Origin of the sequence: Halomonas sp. I1 (assembly GCF_032334135.1) — a bacterium.
In the GTDB taxonomy this organism is placed as follows: domain Bacteria; phylum Pseudomonadota; class Gammaproteobacteria; order Pseudomonadales; family Halomonadaceae; genus Halomonas.
The window spans coordinates 1-21,611 of the sequence record NZ_JAVXUS010000029.1 but is presented as its reverse complement, the minus strand read 5'-3'; the positions used below and the strand labels follow the sequence as shown (position 1 = coordinate 21,611).

The window sequence follows — 21,611 nt, the reverse complement described above, 5'->3', positions numbered from 1 at the left end:
TTGCCGGTGGCCTCGACCACGCTGTGATCGGCGCCCTCGGCGTTCGGGGCCTTGTCATCGATATCCACCGTCGGCGGGCCGTCGGTGGCCCCGTTGATGGTCACCGTCAGCGTCGCCGTGCTGGTATCGCCATCGGCATCGGTTAGCGTATAGGTGAACGTTTCGGTGAGTGACTCGCCGTCGTCCAGCGCCTGGACCGCACCATTGGTGGTATCGACCTGGTAGGTCCAGTTGCCGTCGCCGTTATCGACGAAGCTGCCGTAGCTCGCGCTGGTGTCGGTAAAGACCACCTCGCTGGGCGTATCGGCACTCTCGGTATCGTTATCCAGCACATTGCCGGTCACCGCGTCCGTGTCATCCTCGCCGATGGCCGCGCTGTCATCACTGGCCGCTGGCTCGGTGTCCTCGATGCGGATATCCAGGCTGTCGCTGGTCGACTCGCCGGCCAGGTCCGTCACGCCCAGCGTGAACTGATCCAGGATCTCGCCGTTGCCATGGTCCTCGGCGTCGCCATCCTCGGTGTAGTCGTAGGTGATCTCGCCTGTGGCGGCGTTATAGCCAGTGATGGTCAGGGTGCCTTCGTCACCCTGCAGGGTCACCGGAGTATTGCTGGCATCGGTGATGTCCTGACCCTCGACGGTCACGCTGTCGATGCCCGCCTCGGCGCCCACCGTGGCCGTGCCACTGATGGTGTTGCCGGTCGCCTCGACCACGCTGTGATCGGCGCCCTCGGCGTTCGGGGCCTTGTCATCGATATCCACCGTCGGCGGGCCGTCGGTGGCCCCGTTGATGGTCACCGTCAGCGTCGCCGTGCTGGTATCGCCATCGGCGTCGGTCAGCGTATAGGTGAACGTCTCGGTGAGCGTGTCATCGTCGTCCAGCGCCTGAACCGCGCCGTTGGTGGTGTCGACCTGGTAGGTCCAGTTGCCGTCGCCGTTATCGACGAAGGTGCCGTACTGGGCGGCGGCCACATCATCGGCATCGAAGCTGATGGCACTCGGGGTATCGGCACTCTCGGTGTCATTGGCCAGCACATTGCCGGTGACCGCGTCCGTGTCATCCTCACCGATGGCCGCGCTGTCATCACCGGCCGCTGGCTCGGTGTCCTCGATACGGATATCCAGGCTATCCGTGGTCGACTCGCCGGCCAGGTCGGTGACCTCGAGATCGAAGCGGTCGAAGATCTCGCCGTCGCTGTGATCCTCGGCGTCGCCGTCCTCGGTGTAGTCGTAGCTGATCTCACCCGTGGCAGCGTTATAGCCGGTGATACGCAGTTCGCCCTCGGCACCCGGGATCGTCACCGGGTTGGCGGACGTCGCGCCAGTAATGTCCTGGTCGTTGACGGTCACGCTGTCGATGCCCGCCTCGGCACCCACCGTGGCCGTGCCGGTGACCGTATTTCCCGTCGCTTCGGTCACGGTGAGGTCGGCATTGGCGAGGCCGGGCGCACCATCATCGATATCGACGACAGGCGGTGCATCCGTCTCTCCCGTCACCGTGACGGTCACCTGAGCACTATCACTGTTGCCATTGCCGTCGGTCACTTCATAAGACAGGGATCCACTGGCCGACTCGTCATCGTCGAGTGCCTGAAAACCATCGCTCGGATCGAAGCTGACGGAGCCATCGGCACCGACTCGAACCGTCACGGACACCGTACTGCCATCCGGCATAGTGAATATGACATCCCGCGGCCCCGGATCCGCCACCGTCAAAGGGTCACCATCGGAATCGCTGTCGTTGAGCAGCACATTGGCGCCACTCAGAGGCGCACCCTCGCTCGTCACGAAAGCATCATCGACGGCCAGGACATTGTCGCTCTCGACGTCACCAGCGGTATCGGCGAGCGCCGCCCCTTCCAGCGTGTCGTCGCTGCCGGGCTGAACGCTGCCGAAGTCGAACGACAACGGATCGACCTGTTCACTGATGCGGGCCAGACGCACGAAGTCATGCCCACCGCCGCCTTGAGCACCGCCATTGCCAGCGGCAGGGTCTTCCAGGCCCTCCAGAAGGTCCTCGTTACCCTGTTCGATGGCTGTCAGCAGCGCTTCGAGGTCTTCATCCTGAGCACTGGCCTCGTCTACCGAAACCGGCTGACCGGCATCCAGGTCGGGCGTCATCGCCACCGTCTCGCCACCGCCGATGGTAGTGGGTCCGAAGGCATCACCGAAATCAAGCTCCACAGTGGCATTATCGGCCGTAACGAGCGTCTCGCCTTCTCTCAGGGCATCCCCCTCGTGAAGTTCACGCAGGTTACCCTGACTGTCCCTTGCCCAAGCTTGACCCGTAATGGAAACGACAGTGGCGATGGCCATTAAATGACTCCTTGTGCACAGGCGAATCGAGCCGTGCGTATGCTAAAGACGGTCCAGATAGTATCCAAAGGTTAAATCACGGCGTCACCCGCTGACATTGTACCGATGGACAAGACCCGGCGAATGTCGGCAGTAGAGAGACAGACAGTGGAAGAAGGTACTGGACTTACGGCACTTCGGATTCCTGATGGGAAAGTTTTAGAATCAACTGCATACGATCACGAATGCCGAGCTTGCGAAAGATGGCACCCAAATGTGCCTTGACGGTCCGCTCGGTGATCGCCAACTGCCGCGCCACTTCCTTGTTGCTGAGGCCTTCCGCCACCACCAGGGCCACCGCCCGCTCTCGTTCGGTCAGGCCTTCCAGGACCTCGGAATGCAATGAGGCGGCCCCGCCCAGAGCACGGAAGGCACCTCCGATTACCTGCTTCATCAGTTCCGGCCAGACCCAGATACCCTGATGGGAAATCACGATCTCCATCTGACGCAACAGTTCGGGAGGCGACAATGCATGGGCGTAACCCCGCGCACCGGCATCGAGAGCACTCAAGGCCTCAGCGTAGGTGGGAGACTGGCTCAGGACACTGACCACGGCACCACGCTGGCTCAACGTCATGACGAGCTCCCGCCACCCTTCCAGGCGGCTCATCACCCATACCTTGTCGCCCTCACCGACCTGAGCTCGAGCCTGCTGTGGCCCGAGCAACCTGGCATCCGGAAAGGCTTCTCGCCAACGCGGCAACTCTCCCGATTCTGGCGGGAAAATGAACATCTGAGCCATTGTCATGCTCTCCCTGGGCATCGTTCCATGCGTTCGCCCGAGACAGCCACCGGCACGCTTTCTTCCCAGCCGAGGCGCATCGATGGATGTCCGTGACGACGTGCTTTTTTGATTATCTTATATGCCTGATATTTCACTTGGCGTGGCCGATCTGGCCCTTGCGCAAGGCATCCACCACCTTGTCACGTGGCCCATCCGCCATGACCGCACCGGCATCAATGACGACCACGCGATCAACCAGAGGCAGCAACGACGTCCGGTGCGTCACCATTAGCAGCGTCTTGTCATGATCATACGCATCGAGACGCTCTCTGAATGCCTTCTCGGTGGAATGATCCATCGAGCTGGTAGGTTCATCGAGCAGCAGGATACGGGGGTCGTGTACCAGGGCCCGGGCAATGGCCACCGCCTGGCGCTGCCCCCCGGAGAGGCGCTGTCCGCGCTCTCCAACATCCAGGTCCAGGCCCTGGGGATGCGTATTCACCAGGTCTTCGAGGCCGCTGAGCTCGATGGCCTTTAACAAGGCGTCATCATTGACCTCATCGCTGCCGGCACCGGCGACGATGTTATCCCTCAGGCTCCCGAAGAACAGGCTCACATCCTGAGGGACATAGCCGATATGCCGGCGGAGCTGGGTCGGGTCCAACTGACGGATATCGATCCCGTCCACCATCACCGCGCCATCGGACGGCTCGTAGAGCCCGAGCACCAACTTGGCCAGCGTGCTCTTTCCACACCCTACCCGGCCAAGCAGCGCCACCTTCTCGCCGGGCTTGATGGTCAACTGTACATTCCGCAGGGCATCACGCTCCTCGTCGGGATAGCGAAACGACAGCCGTTCGAAATGGATCTCGCCACGCACCACCGGCCGATCGATGAAGGTCCTGTCGGCAGGACGCTCGACCGGACGCGCCATCACATCGTCCAGGGCCTCCAGCGCCGTGGCCGAATGATGATACTGCGCCAGCAGCGACGCGGCCTGGCTGACGGGCGCCATGGCACGGGATGAAAGCAGGTAGGCGGCGATGAGTCCGCCCTGGGTCAGGTTGCCTTCGATGATCTGATAGACACCGACCATGATCACGCAGACCGCCACACTGTTCTGTGCCCACAGCGCCACGCTCGAGACCGAAGAGCTGATCAACCTGAGCCGCGCGGCCGTCCTGGATAGAAAAGCCGTCGCCTTTTCCCAGCTGCTCTGAATGCGACTCTCGCTGCGCATGGCCTTGACGGTCTCGAGCTGGGAAACCAGCTCCACCAGAGTCGCATTGCGTTGTGCACTGACTCGCCATGTGGTTTCCGACAACTCGTGCAGCTTGCTCTGCGCCGCCAGGGCATAGAGCAATACGAAGACGATCCCGATGATCACCGGAATCACCAGAGGCGGCGATATCAGCGCAATGATGGCCGCGAACAAAAGAACAAACGGCAGATCGACCAGCCCCACCACCGTCGCCGAACCGATAAAGGAGCGGACCGACTCATAGGACTGCAGCGTCGAGGCAAAGGAGCCAGTGGATGAAGGTCGCGCCGACATGCGCAAGCCAAGCACCTGCGACATGATCGATGCCGACAGCTTGACGTCGGCGCGGCTGGCCGCAAGATCGATGAAGGCACTGCGCATCAAGCGCAGCACGAGATCGAAACACAGCACCACAAAGATGCCCGACGCCAGGACCCACAAGGTCTCAGTGGCTTGATTGGGCACCACGCGATCATAGACATTGAGCACGAACAGCGGCATGGCAACCGCAAACAAATTGATCGCCAGCGACCCCAGGATGACATCACGATAGAGGCGCCGGTTCTCGCGGATCACGCCCCAGAACCAGTGCCGGACATTTCGTTTGCCGACCCCCGAGCTTCGTTCATCGAAACGGAATCGCGGCCGTACATAGATGGCCCGGCCACTATAGCGCGCCTGCAACGCATCCAGGTCGATATCGGCCGGCGCATCTCCCAGTTCGGGATAAATGACCCGAGCACGGCGGGCCTTCAGGTCAAGCCCCACCAGCACGCAGGCACGCCCAGGCTCCAGCAGAAGCACGGCAGGCAGCAACGCCTGGTTGAGCTGTACCAGGCGAGACTTGACGATACTCGCCGTCATGCCCGCCTTGGCCGCCGCCCGCCCGAACACGCCAGGCGTCAAGCACCCATCTTCCAGAGGAAGCCCTGCAGTCACGGTGTCGGCACTCACGTCATGCTCGTGCATCAGCGCGATACTGAGCAGGCAGGCCAGTAACTCATCTCTCACGACCGACTCATCATCGGCACGTTCGAAGAAGCTCTCCCGTCGCGTCACACCCACTCCTTTCCTCGACGACCAGGTAAACACTGCACAAATGCCTGTGCGGGCAAACCACTGCGTTACGCGGTGCTGGTGGCCAGCCCGGTCAGAACCCTCACCTATTCCACATAGGCTCCGGTTCTTGCGCTCCGGGCGCCTTGCGGCTTACTCCGCTCGCCGATTTGCTCGGCACTTCACTCGTGCCCTGCATCGCAAAAGCACCGATTGACATGTATCTCGACCCGACCACGTTCCTGGCCTGCAAGGATTAGAGACAACAAACAAAGTTTCGATCGTGGCTCCTGTCAACTCACTACTATCATGATGTGCGCTTCACTTGCGCCGACTGTTACATATTTACACTATCTTACAAAGCAGCAGCGACTTTTCCTCGTAATAATTAAATAATTGTTAATATTCTACCCCCTATGAAGGATGAGAGCACGGGCAGGAATGCCCCGCCCCCCGGCAATCGTGATATCGTGACAAGCATGACCGACCGCCCCGTACAAGGAGACCCCCATGTCCTCATCGGAGATCCAGAAGACCCGTGTCATCAATGAGCTACGCGGTTTCATCAAGAAACTGCTACAGGACCCCAGGATCACGGAACAGTCCCTGGAGATCGCGCGCCGGGAGCTCATCAGCAACGACCCGACAGATGCCATGGTCCGTATCGCCAATCAGATCTCGGATACCACCAGCGTGCACATCCCGGACGACCCTGCCGAGCACTCCGAAGCCGACAAGCTGTTCCTGGAGCTTCTCAAAGAGGTCGTGAACGAGGATCAGGCCCTCTATTAGGGGCCTGCACGCAAGGGGTTTCGTACAAGCCTGAGCGAAAAACGGAGCGCGGCCCTCCGCCCCCGGCAGGAGGGCCTGCGCAGTGGGCCCTCGGCTGGTAGAATGCCGCGACATTTACTTTTTGCATCGCCGCATGACCTACCTGATCAAGCTCTACCCCGAGATCACCATCAAGTCCCGCTCAGTGCGACAGCAGATGACGCGCTGCCTGACGTCCAACATCCGCAACACCCTGAAACGCCATGACGAAGGGGTACGCGTCCGTGGTCGCTGGGACGCCATTCAGGTACGGCTCTCGCCCGGGCTGGATGCAGCCCATGCACGCGAGGCCGAACGCGCGCTGACCCGAATCTCCGGCATCCACGAGGTACTGGCCGCCGAAGAAATCCAGATCGACGACCTGGCCTCGATCGCCGAGCACGTCGTGCCACTCTGGGGACCCGAGATCCACGGCCGCCGTTTTCGCGTCAAGGCCAAGCGGCGCGGCCAGCATGATTTCACCTCGATGGATATCGAACGCTACCTGGGCGGACGCCTGCTCGAAGCCGCGCCGGGTGCCCGAGTGGACCTGAAACATCCTGACGTCGTCGTGCCTGTCGAGATCGCCCACGATCGCCTGCAACTGATTCGCGACAAATGGCCCGGGCTCGGCGGCTTCCCCATGGGCATCCAGGGCCAGGTCCTGAGCCTGATATCCGGCGGTTTCGACTCACCGGTAGCGGCCTGGCGAATGATGCGGCGAGGCGTCAAGTCGCACTTCGTTTTCTTCAACCTCGGTGGCCCCGCCCACGAAGCCGGCGTCCGCGAGGTCACGCATCACCTCTGGCAACGCTACAGCGCCTCGCACAACGTTCACTTCATCTCGGTGCCTTTCGAGAACGTGGTCGGCGAAATCCTGAAAACCATTCCCGACGGTCTGATGGGGGTGGTACTCAAGCGCATGATGGTGCGCGCCGCCAGCCGGATCGCCGAACGCACCGGCATCCCGGCACTGGTCACCGGTGACGCCATTGCTCAGGTCTCCAGCCAGACCCTGGCCAACCTCGCGTTGATCGACGCCGCCAGCCCGATGCCGATACTTCGCCCCCTGCTCACCGAAGACAAGCAGGCCATCATCGACCAGGCACGACAACTCGACACTGCCCGTCACGCCGAAGCGATGCCGGAATACTGCGGCGTCATCTCCAGACGCCCGCACATCAAGGCTGACCCGGCCAAGGTCACCGACGCCGAGGCCGGCTTCGATTTCGGCGTCCTGGATACCGCCATCGAAGAGGCTGTCACTACCCGTAGCAACCGCCTGATGGAACGCCCGGCTCCGCTCTCCGACGATGCGCTGTTGATCGTCGACTCTCCAGAAGCCCTGGGCGGCATCGATGCCCCCTGCGTGATCGACATTCGCGCCCCGCACGAGCGCGATGAGGCCCCCCTGGAACTCGACCGGGTGCCGCAACTGCAGATCCCGTTCTACGAGCTTCAGGAGCGCGCACCTGACCTCGACACCAGCCACCACTACCTGCTGTTCTGCGATCAGGGCGTGATGAGCCGCATGCAGGCGCTGCACCTCCTTGACCGCGGCCTGCGACACTTCGGCGTCTACCGCCGCGCCTGATCGTCGATCGAGTGCAGCGCACACGGAAAATGCTACAATCGCTGATTTCACGGACATTTCTCGTGGCGACTCCGACTCCGGGAGACAGTGAGTCGCCACGTCACGCTTCACGGGAACCCCAACGCCGCCATGTCGAATAACGCTCAGCGCAAGATCCTGGTCACCAGCGCCCTGCCCTACGCCAACGGCGCCATCCATCTGGGCCATCTGCTGGAATATATCCAGACCGACATCTGGGTACGCTTCCAGAAGAGCCGTGGCCACGACTGCCATTATGTCTGCGCCGACGATGCTCATGGCACTGCCATCATGTTGCGTGCCGAGCAGGAGGGCATCAGCTCGGAGGCACTGATCGACCGGGTGTCGCGTGACCACCAGGCGGACTTTGCCCGCTTCGGCGTGGGCTTCGACAACTATCATTCGACCCACTCCGAGGAAAATCGCTACTTCAGCGAACTGATCTACACCCGGCTGCGTGACAAGGGGCATATCGCCACCCGCGATATCGAGCAAATGTACGACCCTGAGAAAGGGCTCTTCCTGGCCGACCGCTTCATCAAGGGCACCTGCCCGAAGTGCCATACCGAAGACCAGTACGGCGACAACTGCGAGGCCTGCGGCGCCACCTATACGCCGGCAGAGCTGATCGACCCCGTTTCGGCGATCTCCGGTGCCACGCCCGAAGTGCGCGGTTCGACCCATTATTTCTTCAAGCTGCCCGACTTCGCCGGTTTCATGCATGACTGGATCAACGACGGCCATGTACAGCCGCAGATCCGCAACAAGCTGCTGGAGTGGTTCGAATCCGGTTTCAACGAATGGGACATCTCTCGAGACGCCCCCTACTTCGGCTTCGAGATTCCCGACGCGCCGGGCAAGTACTTCTATGTCTGGCTCGATGCGCCGATCGGTTACCTGGCCAGCTTCAAGAACCTCTGCGAGCGCGAAGGCATCGACTTCGACGCTTACTGGAATCGAGACTCCGAGGCCGAGGTCTACCACTTCATCGGCAAGGACATCGTCTACTTCCATGCCCTGTTCTGGCCGGCCATGCTGCACGGCGCCGAACTGCGCACGCCCACCGCGGTGAACTGCCATGGTTTCGTGACCGTCAACGGCGCCAAGATGTCCAAGTCCCGCGGCACCTTCATCAAGGCCGCGACCTATGCCGAGCATCTGAACCCCGAGTATCTGCGCTACTACTTCGCCGCCAAGCTCACCGCCGGCGTCGATGACCTGGACCTGAACCTCGAGGACTTCACCCAGCGCGTCAACTCGGACCTCGTCGGCAAGGTCGTCAATATCGCCAGTCGCTGTGCCGGCTTCGTCAAGAAACTCGGCGGCGGCAAGCTCTCCGAGCACTGTGCCGAACCTCAGCGCCTGGCACGCTTCATCGCCGCCGGCGACGAGATCGCCGACTACTACGAGACGCGGGAATTCGGCCGCGCCATGCGCCGCATCATGGAGCTCGCCGACGAAGCCAACACCTATATCGCCGAGGCCGAGCCCTGGGTACTGGCCAAGCAGGAAGGCCGTGAGCAGGAGGTGCTCGACATCTGCTCGGTAGGCATCAACCTGTTCCGCCAGCTGATGGTCTACCTGGCGCCCGTGGTGCCGGCCATGGCCGAGGCCGCCCGTCACTTCATGAAGCTCGATACCCTGGCCTGGGACAGCCGCCAGGAACTCCTGCTGGATCACGAGATCGCCAAGTTCAAGCCCCTGATGACGCGTGTCGAAACCGACCGCATCGACGCCATGATCGAGGCGTCGAAGGAGGATCTGGTGGAAGAACAGAAACTCAAGTCAACGCCCAAGGGCCCGTTGGCCGACGACCCCATCGCCGACGAGATTGCCTTCGATGACTTCGCCAGGGTCGACCTGCGCATCGCACGGATCGCCAAGGCCGAGTATGTCGAGGGCGCCGACAAGCTGTTGCGCCTGACGCTGGACATCGGCGGCGAGACCCGTAACGTCTTCGCCGGCATCCGCTCCGCCTACGCGCCTGAGGCGCTGGAAGGCCGGCTGACCGTGATGGTCGCCAACCTGGCGCCCCGCAAGATGCGCTTCGGGGTATCCGAAGGCATGGTGCTGGCCGCCGGCGACGACGACGGCATCTACTTGCTCGAACCCCATTCCGGCGCACAGCCCGGACAACGGGTAAGGTAAGCCGGCACGGTGACGGAACAGTCGCACCTGATCGAGGCCATCGACGCCACACTGCCGCAGACCCAATGCGGCAAGTGTGGCCACGACGGTTGTCGTCCCTACGCCGAGGCCATTGCCGAAGGTGAGTCGATCAACCGCTGCCCGCCGGGCGGCGACGAAACCGTCGTGCGCCTCGCCGAACTGACCGGTCGCTCCCCGGTGCCGCTCGAGCAGCCCGCCCAGTCACCGCTGGTCGCGCAAATTCGCGAGGACGAGTGCATCGGCTGCACCAAATGCATTCAAGCCTGTCCGGTGGATGCCATCCTCGGCGCCGCCAAGCAGATGCACACGGTGATCGAAAGCGAATGCACCGGCTGTGAACTCTGCGTGGCGCCCTGCCCGGTGGATTGCATCGACCTGCTGCCGCACCCGGAATGGCAGGCGGCTCACGACGAACACGCACAGCATGACTACCTGGCGAGACGCGCGAGCCTGGGCCGACAACGCCACGATGCCCGCAACCGACGACTCGCCCGACAGGCCGAGGAAAAACGGCAACGCCGCGCCGAACGCCAGGCGAAACGCGCCACACCGAACCCGTCGACCAGTGGCAGATCGGCCCCATCCTCGAACAGCCTGCGCACCACCCGGGCCAGCCTGCTCGCCAGCCTCAAGCGACTCGACCGGCAAGGGCAGAGCGGCGATCTCACCGCCGAAGCGCGCCAGGACATCGAGCGTCGCCGTCACGAACTACGCGCGCGCCTGGCCGATATCGACCGTCAGCTGGAAAACGCCGACGAACAGGCACGCCCCGCCTCGGCCGACCGCCAGCGCCGCTTCGCCGTCAACGCTGCCGAGCAAGCTCGGCGCCGCGCTCGACAGCAGCTGGCCCATGCCCAGCGCCAAGGCGACGACGATGCCATCGATGCCGCCCGCCATCAGCTCGAGCGCGCCGAGCGCGTCCTCGAGGAAGCCCGAGACACGCCTTCCTGCCCTTCCCATTGACCAGCCCGGAACCGATCTGTCATGAACGCTCAGAAACGCCACGAGATCTTCGTCAGATTGCGCGAGCACAACCCCGAGCCGACCACCGAGCTCGAATGGAACACCCCCTTCGAGCTGCTCACCGCCGTACTGTTGTCTGCCCAGGCCACCGACGTGGGGGTCAACAAGGCCACCGCACGGCTGTTTGCCGTGGCCAACACGCCCGCCGCCATTCTCGAACTGGGCCTGGATGGCCTGAAGGAACACATCAAGACCATCGGCCTGTACAACACCAAGGCCGAAAACCTGATGAAGACCTGCCGCCTTCTGGAAGACAAGCACAGTGGCGAGGTCCCCCGTTCGCGCGCCGCCCTCGAAGCCCTGCCCGGCGTGGGCCGCAAGACGGCCAACGTGATTCTCAACACCGCTTTCGGCGAACCCACCATTGCCGTGGACACTCACATCTTTCGGGTCTCCAATCGCACCGGCCTGGCCAAGGGCAAGAACGTGAACGAAGTGGAACAGAAGCTGCTGCGTTACGTGCCAAAGGATTTCCGCAAGGATGCGCACCACTGGCTGATCCTCCACGGTCGCTACACCTGCGTGGCCCGCAAGCCGCGCTGTGGCAGTTGCGTGATCGAGGATCTCTGCGAGTACCCGGACAAGGTCGACCTGTGAAGCCTGTCCCATCGCCCGACGGGACGAGGATGTGGCGCCTCGAGACAAGATCCCCGAACGCCGAGCCATGCGGTCGCGATGGCTCGTCGAGGTCGAAGGCTGGAACAGCCGTTCACGATAGCCGAAGCAGGTCGCGATAAGCGGGCAACAGGGCCGGCCAGGTCCAGGCCTCGCTGTCCGGTGGTGACGGCCGACTCGCCGGACTCGTCAGCCAGGCCTCGAGCCGCGTTTCGAGCTCGCGGTCGTCCCGATAGCGAAAACGCTCCTCATAGAATTCGGGGAAACAGAGCCTGTCCGGCACCAGAGGCACGCAGCCATGATGCACCGCCTCCATGATCGCCAGGCCCTGGAACTCATGATCGGTCGTGGAGACCACCAGCGCCCCTTCATCGAGCCAACGGCGGTACGCTTCACTGGACTGTGGCCCCCAGCACACCAGGCGCTCTCCCAGGCGCTCCCGCGCCTGATCGAAGATGGCGGGACAGTCACGGAAACGCTGCCCCATCACCGCCAGTCGAAAATCCACGCCGCGCTCGGCCAGTCCGAACAGCGCCCCGAAGAAGGTCTCGGGATTCTTGTCGTACTCCCAGCGATGATTCCAGACAATGATATCCCCACCCTCTGGAGAGCGCGAAGTGCCGGCCTCGATCGGTACCGGCAGGACCCGGGCCCGATCACGCAGCGCCTCCAGCGGCGCTGCCGCGGGAAGATTCTCGGGTAGACGCTTGAGAAAGGTCCGGGCACCGTCAATGAAGCTGTCACGATTGTAGGCGCTGTTGAACACCAGGGTATCCGCTGCCAGTGCGGTATAGAGGTTGACCATCAGGGGCTCGCCACTCGACCTCTGTCCTTCGGCGAGTGGATAGGCGAACTGGTTTTCATGGAAATAGACGACCTTGTGCGCGCGGCCCAGATGGGGGTAGAGACCGATCAGTGTCGCCAGGTCGACCATCGAGGTGGCCAGGATGACATCGTACTCCTGTCCCAGAGTCTCTCCCTCACGAAGCATCCAGGTCAGGGGGTTGCCGCGAATCCGCCAGGCGAAATGCCGGGGCGGCAGCTCGAGCCGGGTCCAGTCGATGTCATCCAGCCAACACTCCACCCCGTTGGCCCAGTGCCGATGGCTGGCCGCAGCATATGCCGAAAGCAGGAGCCCACGCCTCATCTGCCTCATACCACCGAGAACCTGCCACCAACGTCGACGGCGCGACGGTATGCCTCTCGTGCCCGACAGCGCGCCAGGAAATCCGCCAGGTGCGGTAGATCCGCAAGACCGCCCCGGCTCTCCAGCGCCAGGATCGGAAAGCTCATCTGGATATCGGCCGCCGAGAAACTGTCGCCGGCAAACCAGGACGACTCGGCCAGGGTCTCGTTCCAGAAGGCCGACAACTCGCGCAACCGCGGCCCCAGAAAGCGGCGTTCGACACCCTTGGCAAACTGACGGCCCAGCGGGCGCATCAGAGCCGGCACCGGCGGCTTGTCCAGCCGCGAGAAGACCAGTCGCATCACCAGGGGCGGCATCGCCGAGCCTTCGGCGTGGTGCAGCCAGAAACGATAACGCTCCCGCGCGTCACTGCCCGCCACCGGCATCAGCCGGCCCTCATCGTCATGGCGCTCCACCAGGTATTCGAGAATGGCCCCCGACTCGGCCACCGCCCGGCCATCGCGCCCTTCATCGGTGATCACCGGCGCCTTGCCCAGCGGATGCACCTCCTTGAGCGATGCCGGCGCCAACAACGTCTCGGGGTCGCGCTGGTAGGTCACGAGCTCGTAATCGACACCGAGCTCCTCGAGACACCAGATCACCCGCTGCGAACGCGAGTTTTCCAGGTGATGGACATGAATCATGAAATCTCTCCCTGACGAATGCAGCCGCCAGTCTAGATGACGGCACGGCGACGAGTCAGGAGTTGAATGCCATAGGGTTTGGGCCAAGGTCGTCTTTGCCCCCCATGACAAGGTCACTAGACTGGCCGAAAAAGCCTCGCCTATCACAACGAAAGCAAGAGGGAGCCCGAATGGCCCATGTGCTGGTGGTCGACGATGAACCCAATATCGTCCTATCGCTGGAGTTTCTGATGGAGCAGGCCGGTTTCAAGGTCTCCACTGCCGAGGATGGCGAGGCGGCACTGCGTCTCATTGCACAAGGCGCTCCGGACCTGGTCCTGCTCGATATCAGCCTCCCCGACATCGGGGGCTTCGACGTACTCGAGCGTCTGCGCAGTGACCCGACTCACCGCCACCTGCCGATCATCATGCTCACGGCCCACGGCCGTGAGGTGGAACGCGAGAAGGGGTTGGCGCTGGGGGCCGATGACTATATCACCAAGCCCTTTTCGACCCGGACGCTGGTCGACAAGGTGCATGCCCTGCTCGATGGGGGTGCGTGATGGCCCGGTATCTTTCCGGCCTTCCCCGACGCCAGCGCCTGGTAGGCCTGTGGCTGCTGTTGAGCGGCATCGGCCTGCTTGGTGGCGCCCTGTTCGCCGCCTGGCTGGATAGCCTCTACCAGCCTCATGGCATGGCACGGCTGATCCTTTGGCTCGGTTGTTTCTCCGGAGGTATTACCTTCCTCGTCATCGGCATCGTCCTCGAGCGCTGGCTGTTCACTCCCTTACGGCATCTTCATGGACAGCTGGCTCGACTGGCCGCCAACCCCGATGCACCGGACATCTCCCCACCGGAAGGCTGGCTGCGCGGCCTGGGACCCGACCTGGAGCGCATCCACACCGGCTGGCGGAAAGGCCGCCGACAACTGGACGATGCCCACGCCGATGGCGCACGAGAAGCGACCCGTGTCCAACGACGGCTCGAAGTCCTGCTGCAGACGCTGGACACGCCCCTGCTGCTCTGCGACCGGCATCAACGACTGCTGCTCTACAATCAAGCCGCCGAACGCCTCTTTGTCTCCCATCCCGGCTTGGGGCTGGGCAAGGATCTCTCCGCCCTGCTCTCGGCGAAGGGACTCGCCGATGTCATGGCACGACTCCCCGAAGACGGTGGCTGTCGCGAAGTGCTGATTCCCCATGCGGATCACTGGCTGCACGTCGACCTGCACCGCGTCGCTGGCGATGAGACCCTGCTGACGCTCACCGACGCCACCACGACCTGGGCCCGTGAGGTCGGGCCACAGGCCGAGCTCGACGGCCTGTTGCCGGCATTGCGCCGCCATGGCGCTGGCCTGATCAGTGCCGCCGACGCTCTGTCCCACCTGCCTCGTGATGATTCCCCCGAGCTGCGCCGCCGCCTCGAATCCGTCATCGACGAGGAAGGTGATGCCCTGAGCGTCAGCCTCGAGCGTCTGGGTAGCGTACATGACGACTTGCGTCGTCAGGGCGAACGCCTGGTGCCGCTCTGGTCGAACGATCTCTGGGCCGCTCTGGGCGAGCGGCTGCACACACCGACCGTCACGCCCATCGGCATGCCCTTCTGGCTCAAGGGCGACGCCCCGGTCCTGCTCGAAGCCCTCGTGACCTTGCTCGAGACCCTCGCCGAGCATACCGGGCATTCCGACTTCGACGGCGAGTTATGCCTCGGCAACCACCGCGTCTATCTGGATATCTGCTGGAAAGGACAGGCGCTTGCACAGCGACACCTCGATGCCTGGCGACACCGGCGTCTCGAACGTCTCCCCCATTCGCCCAGTGTCGAAGATGTACTGCGTCAACACGCCAGCGATGCCTGGAGCCTTGCCGACGGTGACTGGGCCAGGTTGCGCCTGCCCTTGCCGGCATTGTCGCGAACCGATGCGCCACGCCGCGACCTTCCCCCGCGGCCGGAATTCCATGACTTCGATATCGCCCTCCTGCCGGCCCCCGACGTCGACCTCGCCGCTCTCGCCCTGCGAGACCTGGACATCGTTGCCTTCGATACCGAAACCACCGGCCTGGCCTTGCGCGAAGGAGACCGGCTGATCAGCCTCGGCGCATGCCGCATCGTCAATGGTCGCCTCCTGGCCGACGAAACCTTCGAGCAACGCGTCGATCCCCGCCGGCCGATCCCTGCGGCCAGCACTGCCATCCATGGCCTGGCCGACCGGGATGTCGAAGGCGCACCGACGGCCGAGCAGGTCCTGCCGCGTTTTCGCGACTATGTGGGAGGCGCCGTGCTACTGGCCCATAACGCCGCCTTCGACATGCTGGCCATCCAGCCCGGCCCCGCTACCCCTGACTTCGATATGCCGGTACTCGATACCCTGCTGCTATCCCGTGCCCTGGACCCCGGCCTGGAAGGCCACGACCTCGACAGCCTGGCGACACGATATGGCCTGCGCTTCACGCCAGGCACCCGCCACACGGCACTGGGAGACGCCAGGGTCACCGCCCGACTGTGGCAGGTACTGATGCTGCGACTGGAGGCCAGGGGCATCGACACCCTTTCGCTCGCTCTGGCCTTTCAGGCCAGGGCCCTCGATCGGGAGGATGCCTGCTCCTCATGAATGCCCCGCACCGCAAGGAACGCCTCGTCGCCCTGGTCGCCCTGGCCACGATGCTGTTCACGCCGCCACTGTTGCTGATCGCCGATCGCCTCGACTTCGGCTTGCCGCTCTACCTGTTCCTGGCCTGGGGAGGTTCTATCGCCTTGATGGCCTGGTTGATGGAAGACCGACGCGGGGAGTAAAGGCATGAGAGACGATGTCGTCATCCTGGCAATCGCCTTCGGCTACCTGGCCCTGCTCTTCGTCATCGCCGCTTGGGGAGATCGACGCGCCGAACAGGGGCGCTCGGTGATCGGCTCTTCCACCGTCTATGCCCTGTCCATCGCCGTCTACTGTACCGCCTGGACCTTCTATGGCAGCGTCGGCCGAGCCGCCGATGCCGGGCCGGGCTTCCTGCTCATCTATCTAGGCCCCACCCTGGCGATGTTCATGGCCCCTCTGGTGATCCGCAAGATGGTGCGCATCGCCACCACTCATCGCATCACCTCCATCGCCGATTTCATCAGTGCCCGCTACGGCAAGAGTGCCGGGCTCGGTGCCCTGGTCGCCCTGATTGCCCTGATCGGCACCACGCCTTATATCGCCCTGCAGCTCAAGGCCATCACCCTGAGTCATGCGGTACTGGTCGACTACGCGCCCGAAACCCCACTGGCCACCGCCGAGACCCGTTTCTGGGCCGATCGCTCCTTCTGGGTAGCCCTGGTGCTGGCCGTGTTCATCATCCTCTTCGGCACTCGCCATCTGGACGCCAGCGAACGTCATGAGGGCATGGTCGCCGCCATCGCCTTCGAATCCCTGGTCAAGCTGGCCGCTTTCCTGGCAGTAGGCGTCTTCACCGTCTTCGTGCTCTACCAGGGGCCCGGCGATCTCTTCAGACACGTCGCCGCCTCACCGGCGCTCACCGATGCCCTGAGCCTGGAAGCAGTCCCCGGCGGCGCCCTCGGCTGGGTCGGCATGCTGGTGCTGGCCTTCCTGGCCTTTCTCGGCCTGCCCCGCCAATTCCAGGTGCTGGTCGTGGAAAATGTCGACGAACGCCACATCCAGCGCGCCGCCTGGCTGTTTCCCCTTTACCTGCTGGTCATCAACCTCTTCGTGATCCCCATCGCCATGGCCGGCCTGCTCGGCGGCAGCGGCGAGGACCCGGACAGTTTCGTGCTGACCCTCCCCATGGCCGCGGGCGTCGATGGCCTGCCGGTACTGGTCTTCATCGGCGGTCTCTCTGCCGCAACCGGCATGATGATCGTCGAGACCATCGCCCTGTCGACCATGGTCAGCAACCAGCTGGTGATGCCGCTGCTGTTGCGTTCACGGCATCTGCATCGAGGTCATTCTGGCTCGCTGGCCAGCCGCGTCCTGGGCATCCGACGCGTCGCCATCCTCGGCATCCTGCTGCTGGGCTACAGTTATCATGCCCTGATCGGCGATGCCTACAGCCTGGTCACCATCGGCCTGGTGTCCTTTGCCGCGGTCGCGCAGTTCACACCCGCCCTGCTGATCGGCCTCTACTGGCGCGGCGCCAACCGGCTCGGCGCGGGGCTGGGCATGTCTGCCGGCATCCTGGTGTGGACCTGGACCCTGTTGATCCCGGGGTTCGCCCAATCGGGCTGGTTGAACGCCGACCTGCTCACCCAGGGCCCTTTCGGCATCGACTGGTTGCGCCCCTACGCGCTGTTCGGCCTCGAGGGATGGGATATCTATACCCATTCGTTGCTCTGGAGCCTCACCGCCAATATCGGCCTGCTGGTCGGCGTGTCGTTGTTCAGCCGTGCCTCGCCGCTGGAACAGACCCAGGCCGCCCTGTTCACCGAGGCCCTCCACCCTCGCCTCGAACAGACGTCGCTATGGCGTGGCCATACGCTACGAGGAGAATTACGCGCCTTGCTCGACCGCTATCTCGGCGCCGCCGCCACCCAGCGCGTTTTCGCCGATCATGCACCGGACGACGCCGACGACCAGTCGGCCTCGTCGGCCCTGGTCGCCCGGGCCGAGCAGGCCCTGGCCGGCGCACTGGGCAACGCCTCAGCCCGCGTCTTGATCGACTCGGTCGTGCGGGGGGAAGCCCTGGACCTGAACGCGATCCTGCGCATTCTGGACACCACCTCGGAAACCCTGGAGATGAACCGGCGCCTCGAGCAGAAATCCCGAGAACTCGCACGCATCGGCCAGGAACTTCGTGAAGCCAACGACCGGCTGCGAGAGCTCGACCGCCTGAAGGACGAGTTCGTGGCCATGGTCAGTCATGAACTGCGCACACCCTTGACCTCGATCCGCGCCTTTGCCGAAATTCTGCGCGACACCCCCGACCTTGGCGAACAGCGGCGAGAACACTTCCTGGACGTCGTGGTGAGGGAAAGTCAGCGACTATCGCGCCTGATCGAGGAAATCCTCGACCTGGCGCGCCTGGAAAGCGGCCGAATGACACTGGCACCACACCGACTCGACCTCGTGAACCTGACGCGGCAGGCGCTGGAGACATTGCACCACCCCCTGAAGGAACGCGGCATCACGCTGGAGGTTGCCTGCGAGGTCGACACCGCCGAGGTGATCGGCGATCCAGACCGGTTGGAACAGGTGATCATCAACCTGATCGACAACGCCGGCAAGTTCGCCGACAGCGACGCGCCTCGGGTCGCACTGCGGCTGACACGACACAAGCGCGGCTTTCGTCTCGCCGTCTCCGACAACGGCCCGGGTATCGGCGAATCGGAGCGCGAACGGGTCTTCGAGAAATTCCATCAACTGCCACACGCCGACGGCGGCACCGCACGAAGCCGACCTCGCGGCAGCGGACTCGGTCTGCCCATCAGCCGAGGCATCGTCGCCCACCTCGGCGGTCGGTTATGGATCGAGAACGATTCCGCCCTTGGCGGCGCCTGTCTGGTCATGGAACTGCCGGAGGCACCGGACGATAGAACCGGCGCCGGGACATCGCCGGAATCCCTCCCCGGTCTGGGTGAATCACCATGAAGACGAACGGCGCCACCAGGGCGCCGTTCAAGAGCATCGGGATGAGATGGCACAAGGCTAGTCGTTGAACAGATCATCACCCAGTTCATCGATCAAGCGCTCGGCCTTGCTGACCATCAGCGCATCGCAGGCCTCGCGGCCGGGCACCACGTCGGAGCGCTCGAAGCGGTGTTCCCGTGGTTCGCCACCCTCCGGATCCGGCTTGCGGATCCAGCCGCTAACGCGAAACTGGCCGCCCATGTCCTCGGCCTGGGGCACGATCAGGTAGCCCTGGTACTCCACCGGCTCGCCCTCGGGAGCGCCGCCGGACTTGGCCTCGCCCTGCCCGAACAGGCCGGATAACAGTTTCTTCAGCATGACGGTACTCCCTCGGCCCCGGTTCAGCTCTGTTGACGCCCCTTACCGGCGGCGATCCGCAACCGCAGGGCATTGAGCTTGATGAAGCCTTCGGCATCCTTCTGATCATAGGCGCCAGCATCGTCCTCGAACGTCGCGATGGACTCGTCGAACAGTGAGGCGTCGGACTTGCGACCCGCCACGGTGGCATTGCCCTTGTAGAGTTTCATGCGCACCACGCCGGAGACATTCTTCTGAGTCTCGTCGATGGCCGCCTGCAGGGCACGACGCTCCGGGCTCCACCAGTAGCCGTTGTAGATCACCTCGGCATACTTGGGCATCAGTTCGTCCTTGAGGTGTGCCTCCTCGCGGTCGAGGGTGAGCGACTCGATGGCACGATGGGCCCGCAGCATGATGGTGCCCCCCGGCGTCTCGTAGCAGCCGCGCGACTTCATGCCGACATAGCGATTCTCGACGATATCGAGACGACCGATGCCGTTGTCGCCGCCCAGTTGATTGAGCCTGGACAGCACGTCATGGGGCCGCATCGGCTCGCCATCGATGGCGACGATATCACCACGCTCGAAGGTCAGCTCCACATAGGTGGGCTTGTCCGGAGCGGCCTCGGGGGACACGCTCCAGCGCCACATGTCTTCCTCGGCCTCGACCCAGGGATCCTCGAGGTTGCCGCCCTCGTAGGAGATATGCAGCAGGTTGGCGTCCATGGAATACGGCGACTTTTTCTTCTGGCTGGAAAAGTCCACCGGGATATCGTGCTGCTGGCAGTAGGCCATCAACTTCTCGCGGGAATTGAGATCCCACTCGCGCCACGGCGCGATCACCTTGACCCCGGGCTTGAGCGCATAGGCCCCGAGCTCGAAACGCACCTGGTCATTGCCCTTGCCGGTGGCCCCGTGAGAAATGGCATCGGCGCCGGTCTGATTGGCGATCTCGACCAGCCGTTTGGTGATCAGCGGGCGGGCGATGGACGTACCCAGCAGGTATTCGCCCTCGTAGATGGTATTGGCGCGGAACATCGGATAGACATAATCGCGCACGAACTCCTCGCGCAGATCCTCGATGTAGATTTCCTCGACACCCAGCGCCTGGGCCTTGGACCGTGCGGGCTCCACTTCCTCACCCTGGCCGATGTCGGCGGTGAAGGTCACCACCTCGCAGTCATAGGTCTCCTGCAACCACTTGACGATGACGGATGTGTCCAGGCCGCCGGAATAGGCGAGCACGACCTTCTTGACATCGGACATGCTGGGGGCTCCTCTAGGTAAACGGTGAGCATCGTGAAAAGCCGAGTATAGCGCGCCACACCGAGCACGAATACCGGCGACGGGACGACTCGCCCCTGATAATGCTAGACTTCCGCGTTTCGGGACTTTCGTGCCCAGCTTTTTCGTGCCCAGGACAAGGAGAGGCGCATGACCGAGGCGGTCACCCGCGAACTCATGGCGCAGCGCTTTCGCAGCTTCCTGCCCGTGGTGGTAGACCTGGAAACCGGCGGTTTCAACGCAAAGGGCGACGCGATCCTGGAGATCGCCGCGGTCACCCTGACCATGGACCCCGAAGGCAACCTGATGCCCGACGCCACCTTCGCCTATCATGTCACCCCCTTCGAGGGCGCCAACGTCGAACAATCGGCTCTGGATTTCACCGGTATTCGCCTCGACGACCCGTTGCGCCAGCAAGTCGCGGTCAGCGAAGCCGAAGCACTGGGAGAAATCTTTCGCCCGGTGCGCAAGGCCATCAAGGCCCATGGCTGTACCCGTGCCATTCTGGTCGGCCACAACGCTGCCTTCGACCACGGTTTTCTCAATGCTGCCGTGGAGCGTTGCGCCATCAAGCGCAACCCCTTCCATCCTTTTTCCAGCTTCGACACGGCCTCGCTGGCCGGCCTGGTCTATGGCCAGACCGTACTCGCCCGCGCCTGCCGCGCCGCCGGCATCGAGTTCGACAACGGCGCCGCTCACTCGGCCCGCTACGACACCGAGCGCACCGCCGAGCTGTTCTGCGCCATGATCAACCGCTACAAAGACCTCGGCGGCTGGCGACTCGCCCAACGCGAGCAAGGGGTGGAGGAGCTGTAAGCTGTAAGCTGTAAGCTGTAAGCTGTAAGCCGCGAGCATCGAGTCACGAGATGCGAAGAACAACCCCGAAGCTCGAAGCTCGAAGCTCGAAGCTCGAAGCTCGAAGCTCGAAGCTCGAAGCTCACAAGTCCGAACAACACGCCAAAAACGACAAACACTAAGCTC

The 21,611-nt window shown here is 63.4% G+C and carries 17 protein-coding genes; 10 read left to right on the top strand and 7 right to left on the bottom strand.

All coding sequences use genetic code 11. From position 1 onward, the window contains the following. From RSO41_RS18215 to RSO41_RS18205, 3 genes are all read right to left on the bottom strand, one after another. A partial coding sequence (locus tag RSO41_RS18215; protein WP_315620682.1) for a retention module-containing protein occupies positions 1 to 2,315 on the bottom strand: 2,315 nt, incomplete at its 3' end. 166 nt (positions 2,316 to 2,481) lie between these two features. After that, the gene (locus tag RSO41_RS18210; protein ID WP_315620681.1) at positions 2,482 to 3,096 is read right to left on the bottom strand and encodes a response regulator transcription factor; all 615 of its coding nucleotides are present in this window, start codon (positions 3,094 to 3,096) and stop codon (positions 2,482 to 2,484) included. Between the two features lie 133 nt (positions 3,097 to 3,229). Beyond that, complete coding sequence (locus tag RSO41_RS18205; RefSeq protein WP_315620680.1) at positions 3,230 to 5,350, bottom strand: type I secretion system permease/ATPase; 2,121 nt, start codon at positions 5,348 to 5,350, stop codon at positions 3,230 to 3,232. A 555-nt stretch (positions 5,351 to 5,905) separates the two neighbouring features. Here RSO41_RS18205 and RSO41_RS18200 point away from each other — a divergent pair. The 5 genes from RSO41_RS18200 (at position 5,906) to nth (ending at position 11,606) form a co-directional block, all read left to right on the top strand. After that, entirely contained in the window at positions 5,906 to 6,187 is a 282-nt protein-coding gene (locus tag RSO41_RS18200; RefSeq protein WP_315620679.1) for a hypothetical protein, read from the top strand. 133 nt (positions 6,188 to 6,320) lie between these two features. After that, positions 6,321 to 7,799, top strand: a complete 1,479-nt coding sequence (gene thiI, locus RSO41_RS18195) for a tRNA uracil 4-sulfurtransferase ThiI (protein WP_315620678.1) — start codon at positions 6,321 to 6,323, stop codon at positions 7,797 to 7,799. Positions 7,800 to 7,928: 129 nt separating this feature from the next. Continuing rightward, positions 7,929 to 9,965: a methionine--tRNA ligase gene (gene metG / locus RSO41_RS18190; protein ID WP_315620677.1), complete on the top strand. Its 2,037-nt coding sequence runs from the start codon at positions 7,929 to 7,931 to the stop codon at positions 9,963 to 9,965. Positions 9,966 to 9,974: 9 nt separating this feature from the next. Then, complete coding sequence (gene rsxB / locus RSO41_RS18185) at positions 9,975 to 10,949, top strand: electron transport complex subunit RsxB (RefSeq protein WP_315620676.1); 975 nt, start codon at positions 9,975 to 9,977, stop codon at positions 10,947 to 10,949. A 21-nt stretch (positions 10,950 to 10,970) separates the two neighbouring features. Continuing rightward, positions 10,971 to 11,606 (top strand): endonuclease III, encoded by a 636-nt coding sequence (gene nth, locus RSO41_RS18180; protein WP_315620675.1) that lies wholly within the window; start codon positions 10,971 to 10,973, stop codon positions 11,604 to 11,606. A 112-nt stretch (positions 11,607 to 11,718) separates the two neighbouring features. On the opposite strand, the gene RSO41_RS18175 is transcribed toward nth, so the two are convergent. Both RSO41_RS18175 and RSO41_RS18170 read right to left on the bottom strand, forming a co-directional pair. Next, the gene (locus tag RSO41_RS18175; protein ID WP_315620674.1) at positions 11,719 to 12,771 is read right to left on the bottom strand and encodes a DUF3524 domain-containing protein; all 1,053 of its coding nucleotides are present in this window, start codon (positions 12,769 to 12,771) and stop codon (positions 11,719 to 11,721) included. 5 nt (positions 12,772 to 12,776) lie between these two features. Next, a complete protein-coding gene (locus tag RSO41_RS18170; protein WP_315620673.1) occupies positions 12,777 to 13,454 on the bottom strand; it encodes a glutathione S-transferase in 678 nt (225 codons plus the stop codon). Positions 13,455 to 13,624: 170 nt separating this feature from the next. Between RSO41_RS18170 and RSO41_RS18165 the strand changes: the two genes are divergently transcribed. From RSO41_RS18165 to RSO41_RS18150, 4 genes are read left to right on the top strand one after another with little or no spacing between them, the layout of a single operon-like run. Continuing rightward, positions 13,625 to 13,996 (top strand): response regulator transcription factor, encoded by a 372-nt coding sequence (locus RSO41_RS18165; RefSeq protein ID WP_315620672.1) that lies wholly within the window; start codon positions 13,625 to 13,627, stop codon positions 13,994 to 13,996. Then, positions 13,996 to 16,044 (top strand): exonuclease domain-containing protein, encoded by a 2,049-nt coding sequence (locus RSO41_RS18160; RefSeq protein WP_315620671.1) that lies wholly within the window; start codon positions 13,996 to 13,998, stop codon positions 16,042 to 16,044. The genes RSO41_RS18165 and RSO41_RS18160 overlap by 1 nt, the downstream gene beginning before the upstream one ends. Continuing rightward, the gene (locus RSO41_RS18155) at positions 16,041 to 16,226 is read left to right on the top strand and encodes a hypothetical protein (protein ID WP_315620670.1); all 186 of its coding nucleotides are present in this window, start codon (positions 16,041 to 16,043) and stop codon (positions 16,224 to 16,226) included. Before RSO41_RS18160 ends, RSO41_RS18155 begins: the two co-directional genes overlap by 4 nt. A 4-nt stretch (positions 16,227 to 16,230) precedes the next feature. Beyond that, complete coding sequence (locus tag RSO41_RS18150) at positions 16,231 to 19,011, top strand: sensor histidine kinase (RefSeq protein ID WP_315620669.1); 2,781 nt, start codon at positions 16,231 to 16,233, stop codon at positions 19,009 to 19,011. 57 nt (positions 19,012 to 19,068) lie between these two features. Here RSO41_RS18150 and RSO41_RS18145 read toward each other — a convergent pair whose 3' ends face one another. Together RSO41_RS18145 and RSO41_RS18140 are read right to left on the bottom strand one after the other, a co-directional pair. Further along, entirely contained in the window at positions 19,069 to 19,368 is a 300-nt protein-coding gene (locus RSO41_RS18145) for an HlyU family transcriptional regulator (protein ID WP_315620668.1), read from the bottom strand. 23 nt (positions 19,369 to 19,391) lie between these two features. Next, entirely contained in the window at positions 19,392 to 20,612 is a 1,221-nt protein-coding gene (locus tag RSO41_RS18140; protein WP_315620667.1) for an argininosuccinate synthase, read from the bottom strand. A 168-nt stretch (positions 20,613 to 20,780) separates the two neighbouring features. Between RSO41_RS18140 and rnt the strand changes: the two genes are divergently transcribed. After that, positions 20,781 to 21,446, top strand: coding sequence for a ribonuclease T (gene rnt / locus RSO41_RS18135; RefSeq protein WP_275288424.1), 666 nt, complete (start codon positions 20,781 to 20,783; stop codon positions 21,444 to 21,446). Positions 21,447 to 21,611: the final 165 nt, after the last annotated feature.

Bases quoted from the DNA above. Each gene is read 5' to 3' on its own strand.
- RSO41_RS18155 (WP_315620670.1), top strand. From the start codon at position 16,041: ATGAATGCCCCGCACCGCAAGGAACGCCTCGTCGCCCTGGTCGCCCTG.
- metG (WP_315620677.1), top strand. From the start codon at position 7,929: ATGTCGAATAACGCTCAGCGCAAGATCCTGGTCACCAGCGCCCTGCCC.
- rnt (WP_275288424.1), top strand. From the start codon at position 20,781: ATGACCGAGGCGGTCACCCGCGAACTCATGGCGCAGCGCTTTCGCAGC.
- thiI (WP_315620678.1), top strand. From the start codon at position 6,321: ATGACCTACCTGATCAAGCTCTACCCCGAGATCACCATCAAGTCCCGC.
- RSO41_RS18150 (WP_315620669.1), top strand. From the start codon at position 16,231: ATGAGAGACGATGTCGTCATCCTGGCAATCGCCTTCGGCTACCTGGCC.
- RSO41_RS18170 (WP_315620673.1), bottom strand. From the start codon at position 13,454: ATGATTCATGTCCATCACCTGGAAAACTCGCGTTCGCAGCGGGTGATC.
- RSO41_RS18165 (WP_315620672.1), top strand. From the start codon at position 13,625: ATGGCCCATGTGCTGGTGGTCGACGATGAACCCAATATCGTCCTATCG.
- RSO41_RS18145 (WP_315620668.1), bottom strand. From the start codon at position 19,368: ATGCTGAAGAAACTGTTATCCGGCCTGTTCGGGCAGGGCGAGGCCAAG.
- RSO41_RS18175 (WP_315620674.1), bottom strand. From the start codon at position 12,771: ATGAGGCGTGGGCTCCTGCTTTCGGCATATGCTGCGGCCAGCCATCGG.
- RSO41_RS18200 (WP_315620679.1), top strand. From the start codon at position 5,906: ATGTCCTCATCGGAGATCCAGAAGACCCGTGTCATCAATGAGCTACGC.
- RSO41_RS18160 (WP_315620671.1), top strand. From the start codon at position 13,996: ATGGCCCGGTATCTTTCCGGCCTTCCCCGACGCCAGCGCCTGGTAGGC.
- nth (WP_315620675.1), top strand. From the start codon at position 10,971: ATGAACGCTCAGAAACGCCACGAGATCTTCGTCAGATTGCGCGAGCAC.
- RSO41_RS18140 (WP_315620667.1), bottom strand. From the start codon at position 20,612: ATGTCCGATGTCAAGAAGGTCGTGCTCGCCTATTCCGGCGGCCTGGAC.
- RSO41_RS18210 (WP_315620681.1), bottom strand. From the start codon at position 3,096: ATGGCTCAGATGTTCATTTTCCCGCCAGAATCGGGAGAGTTGCCGCGT.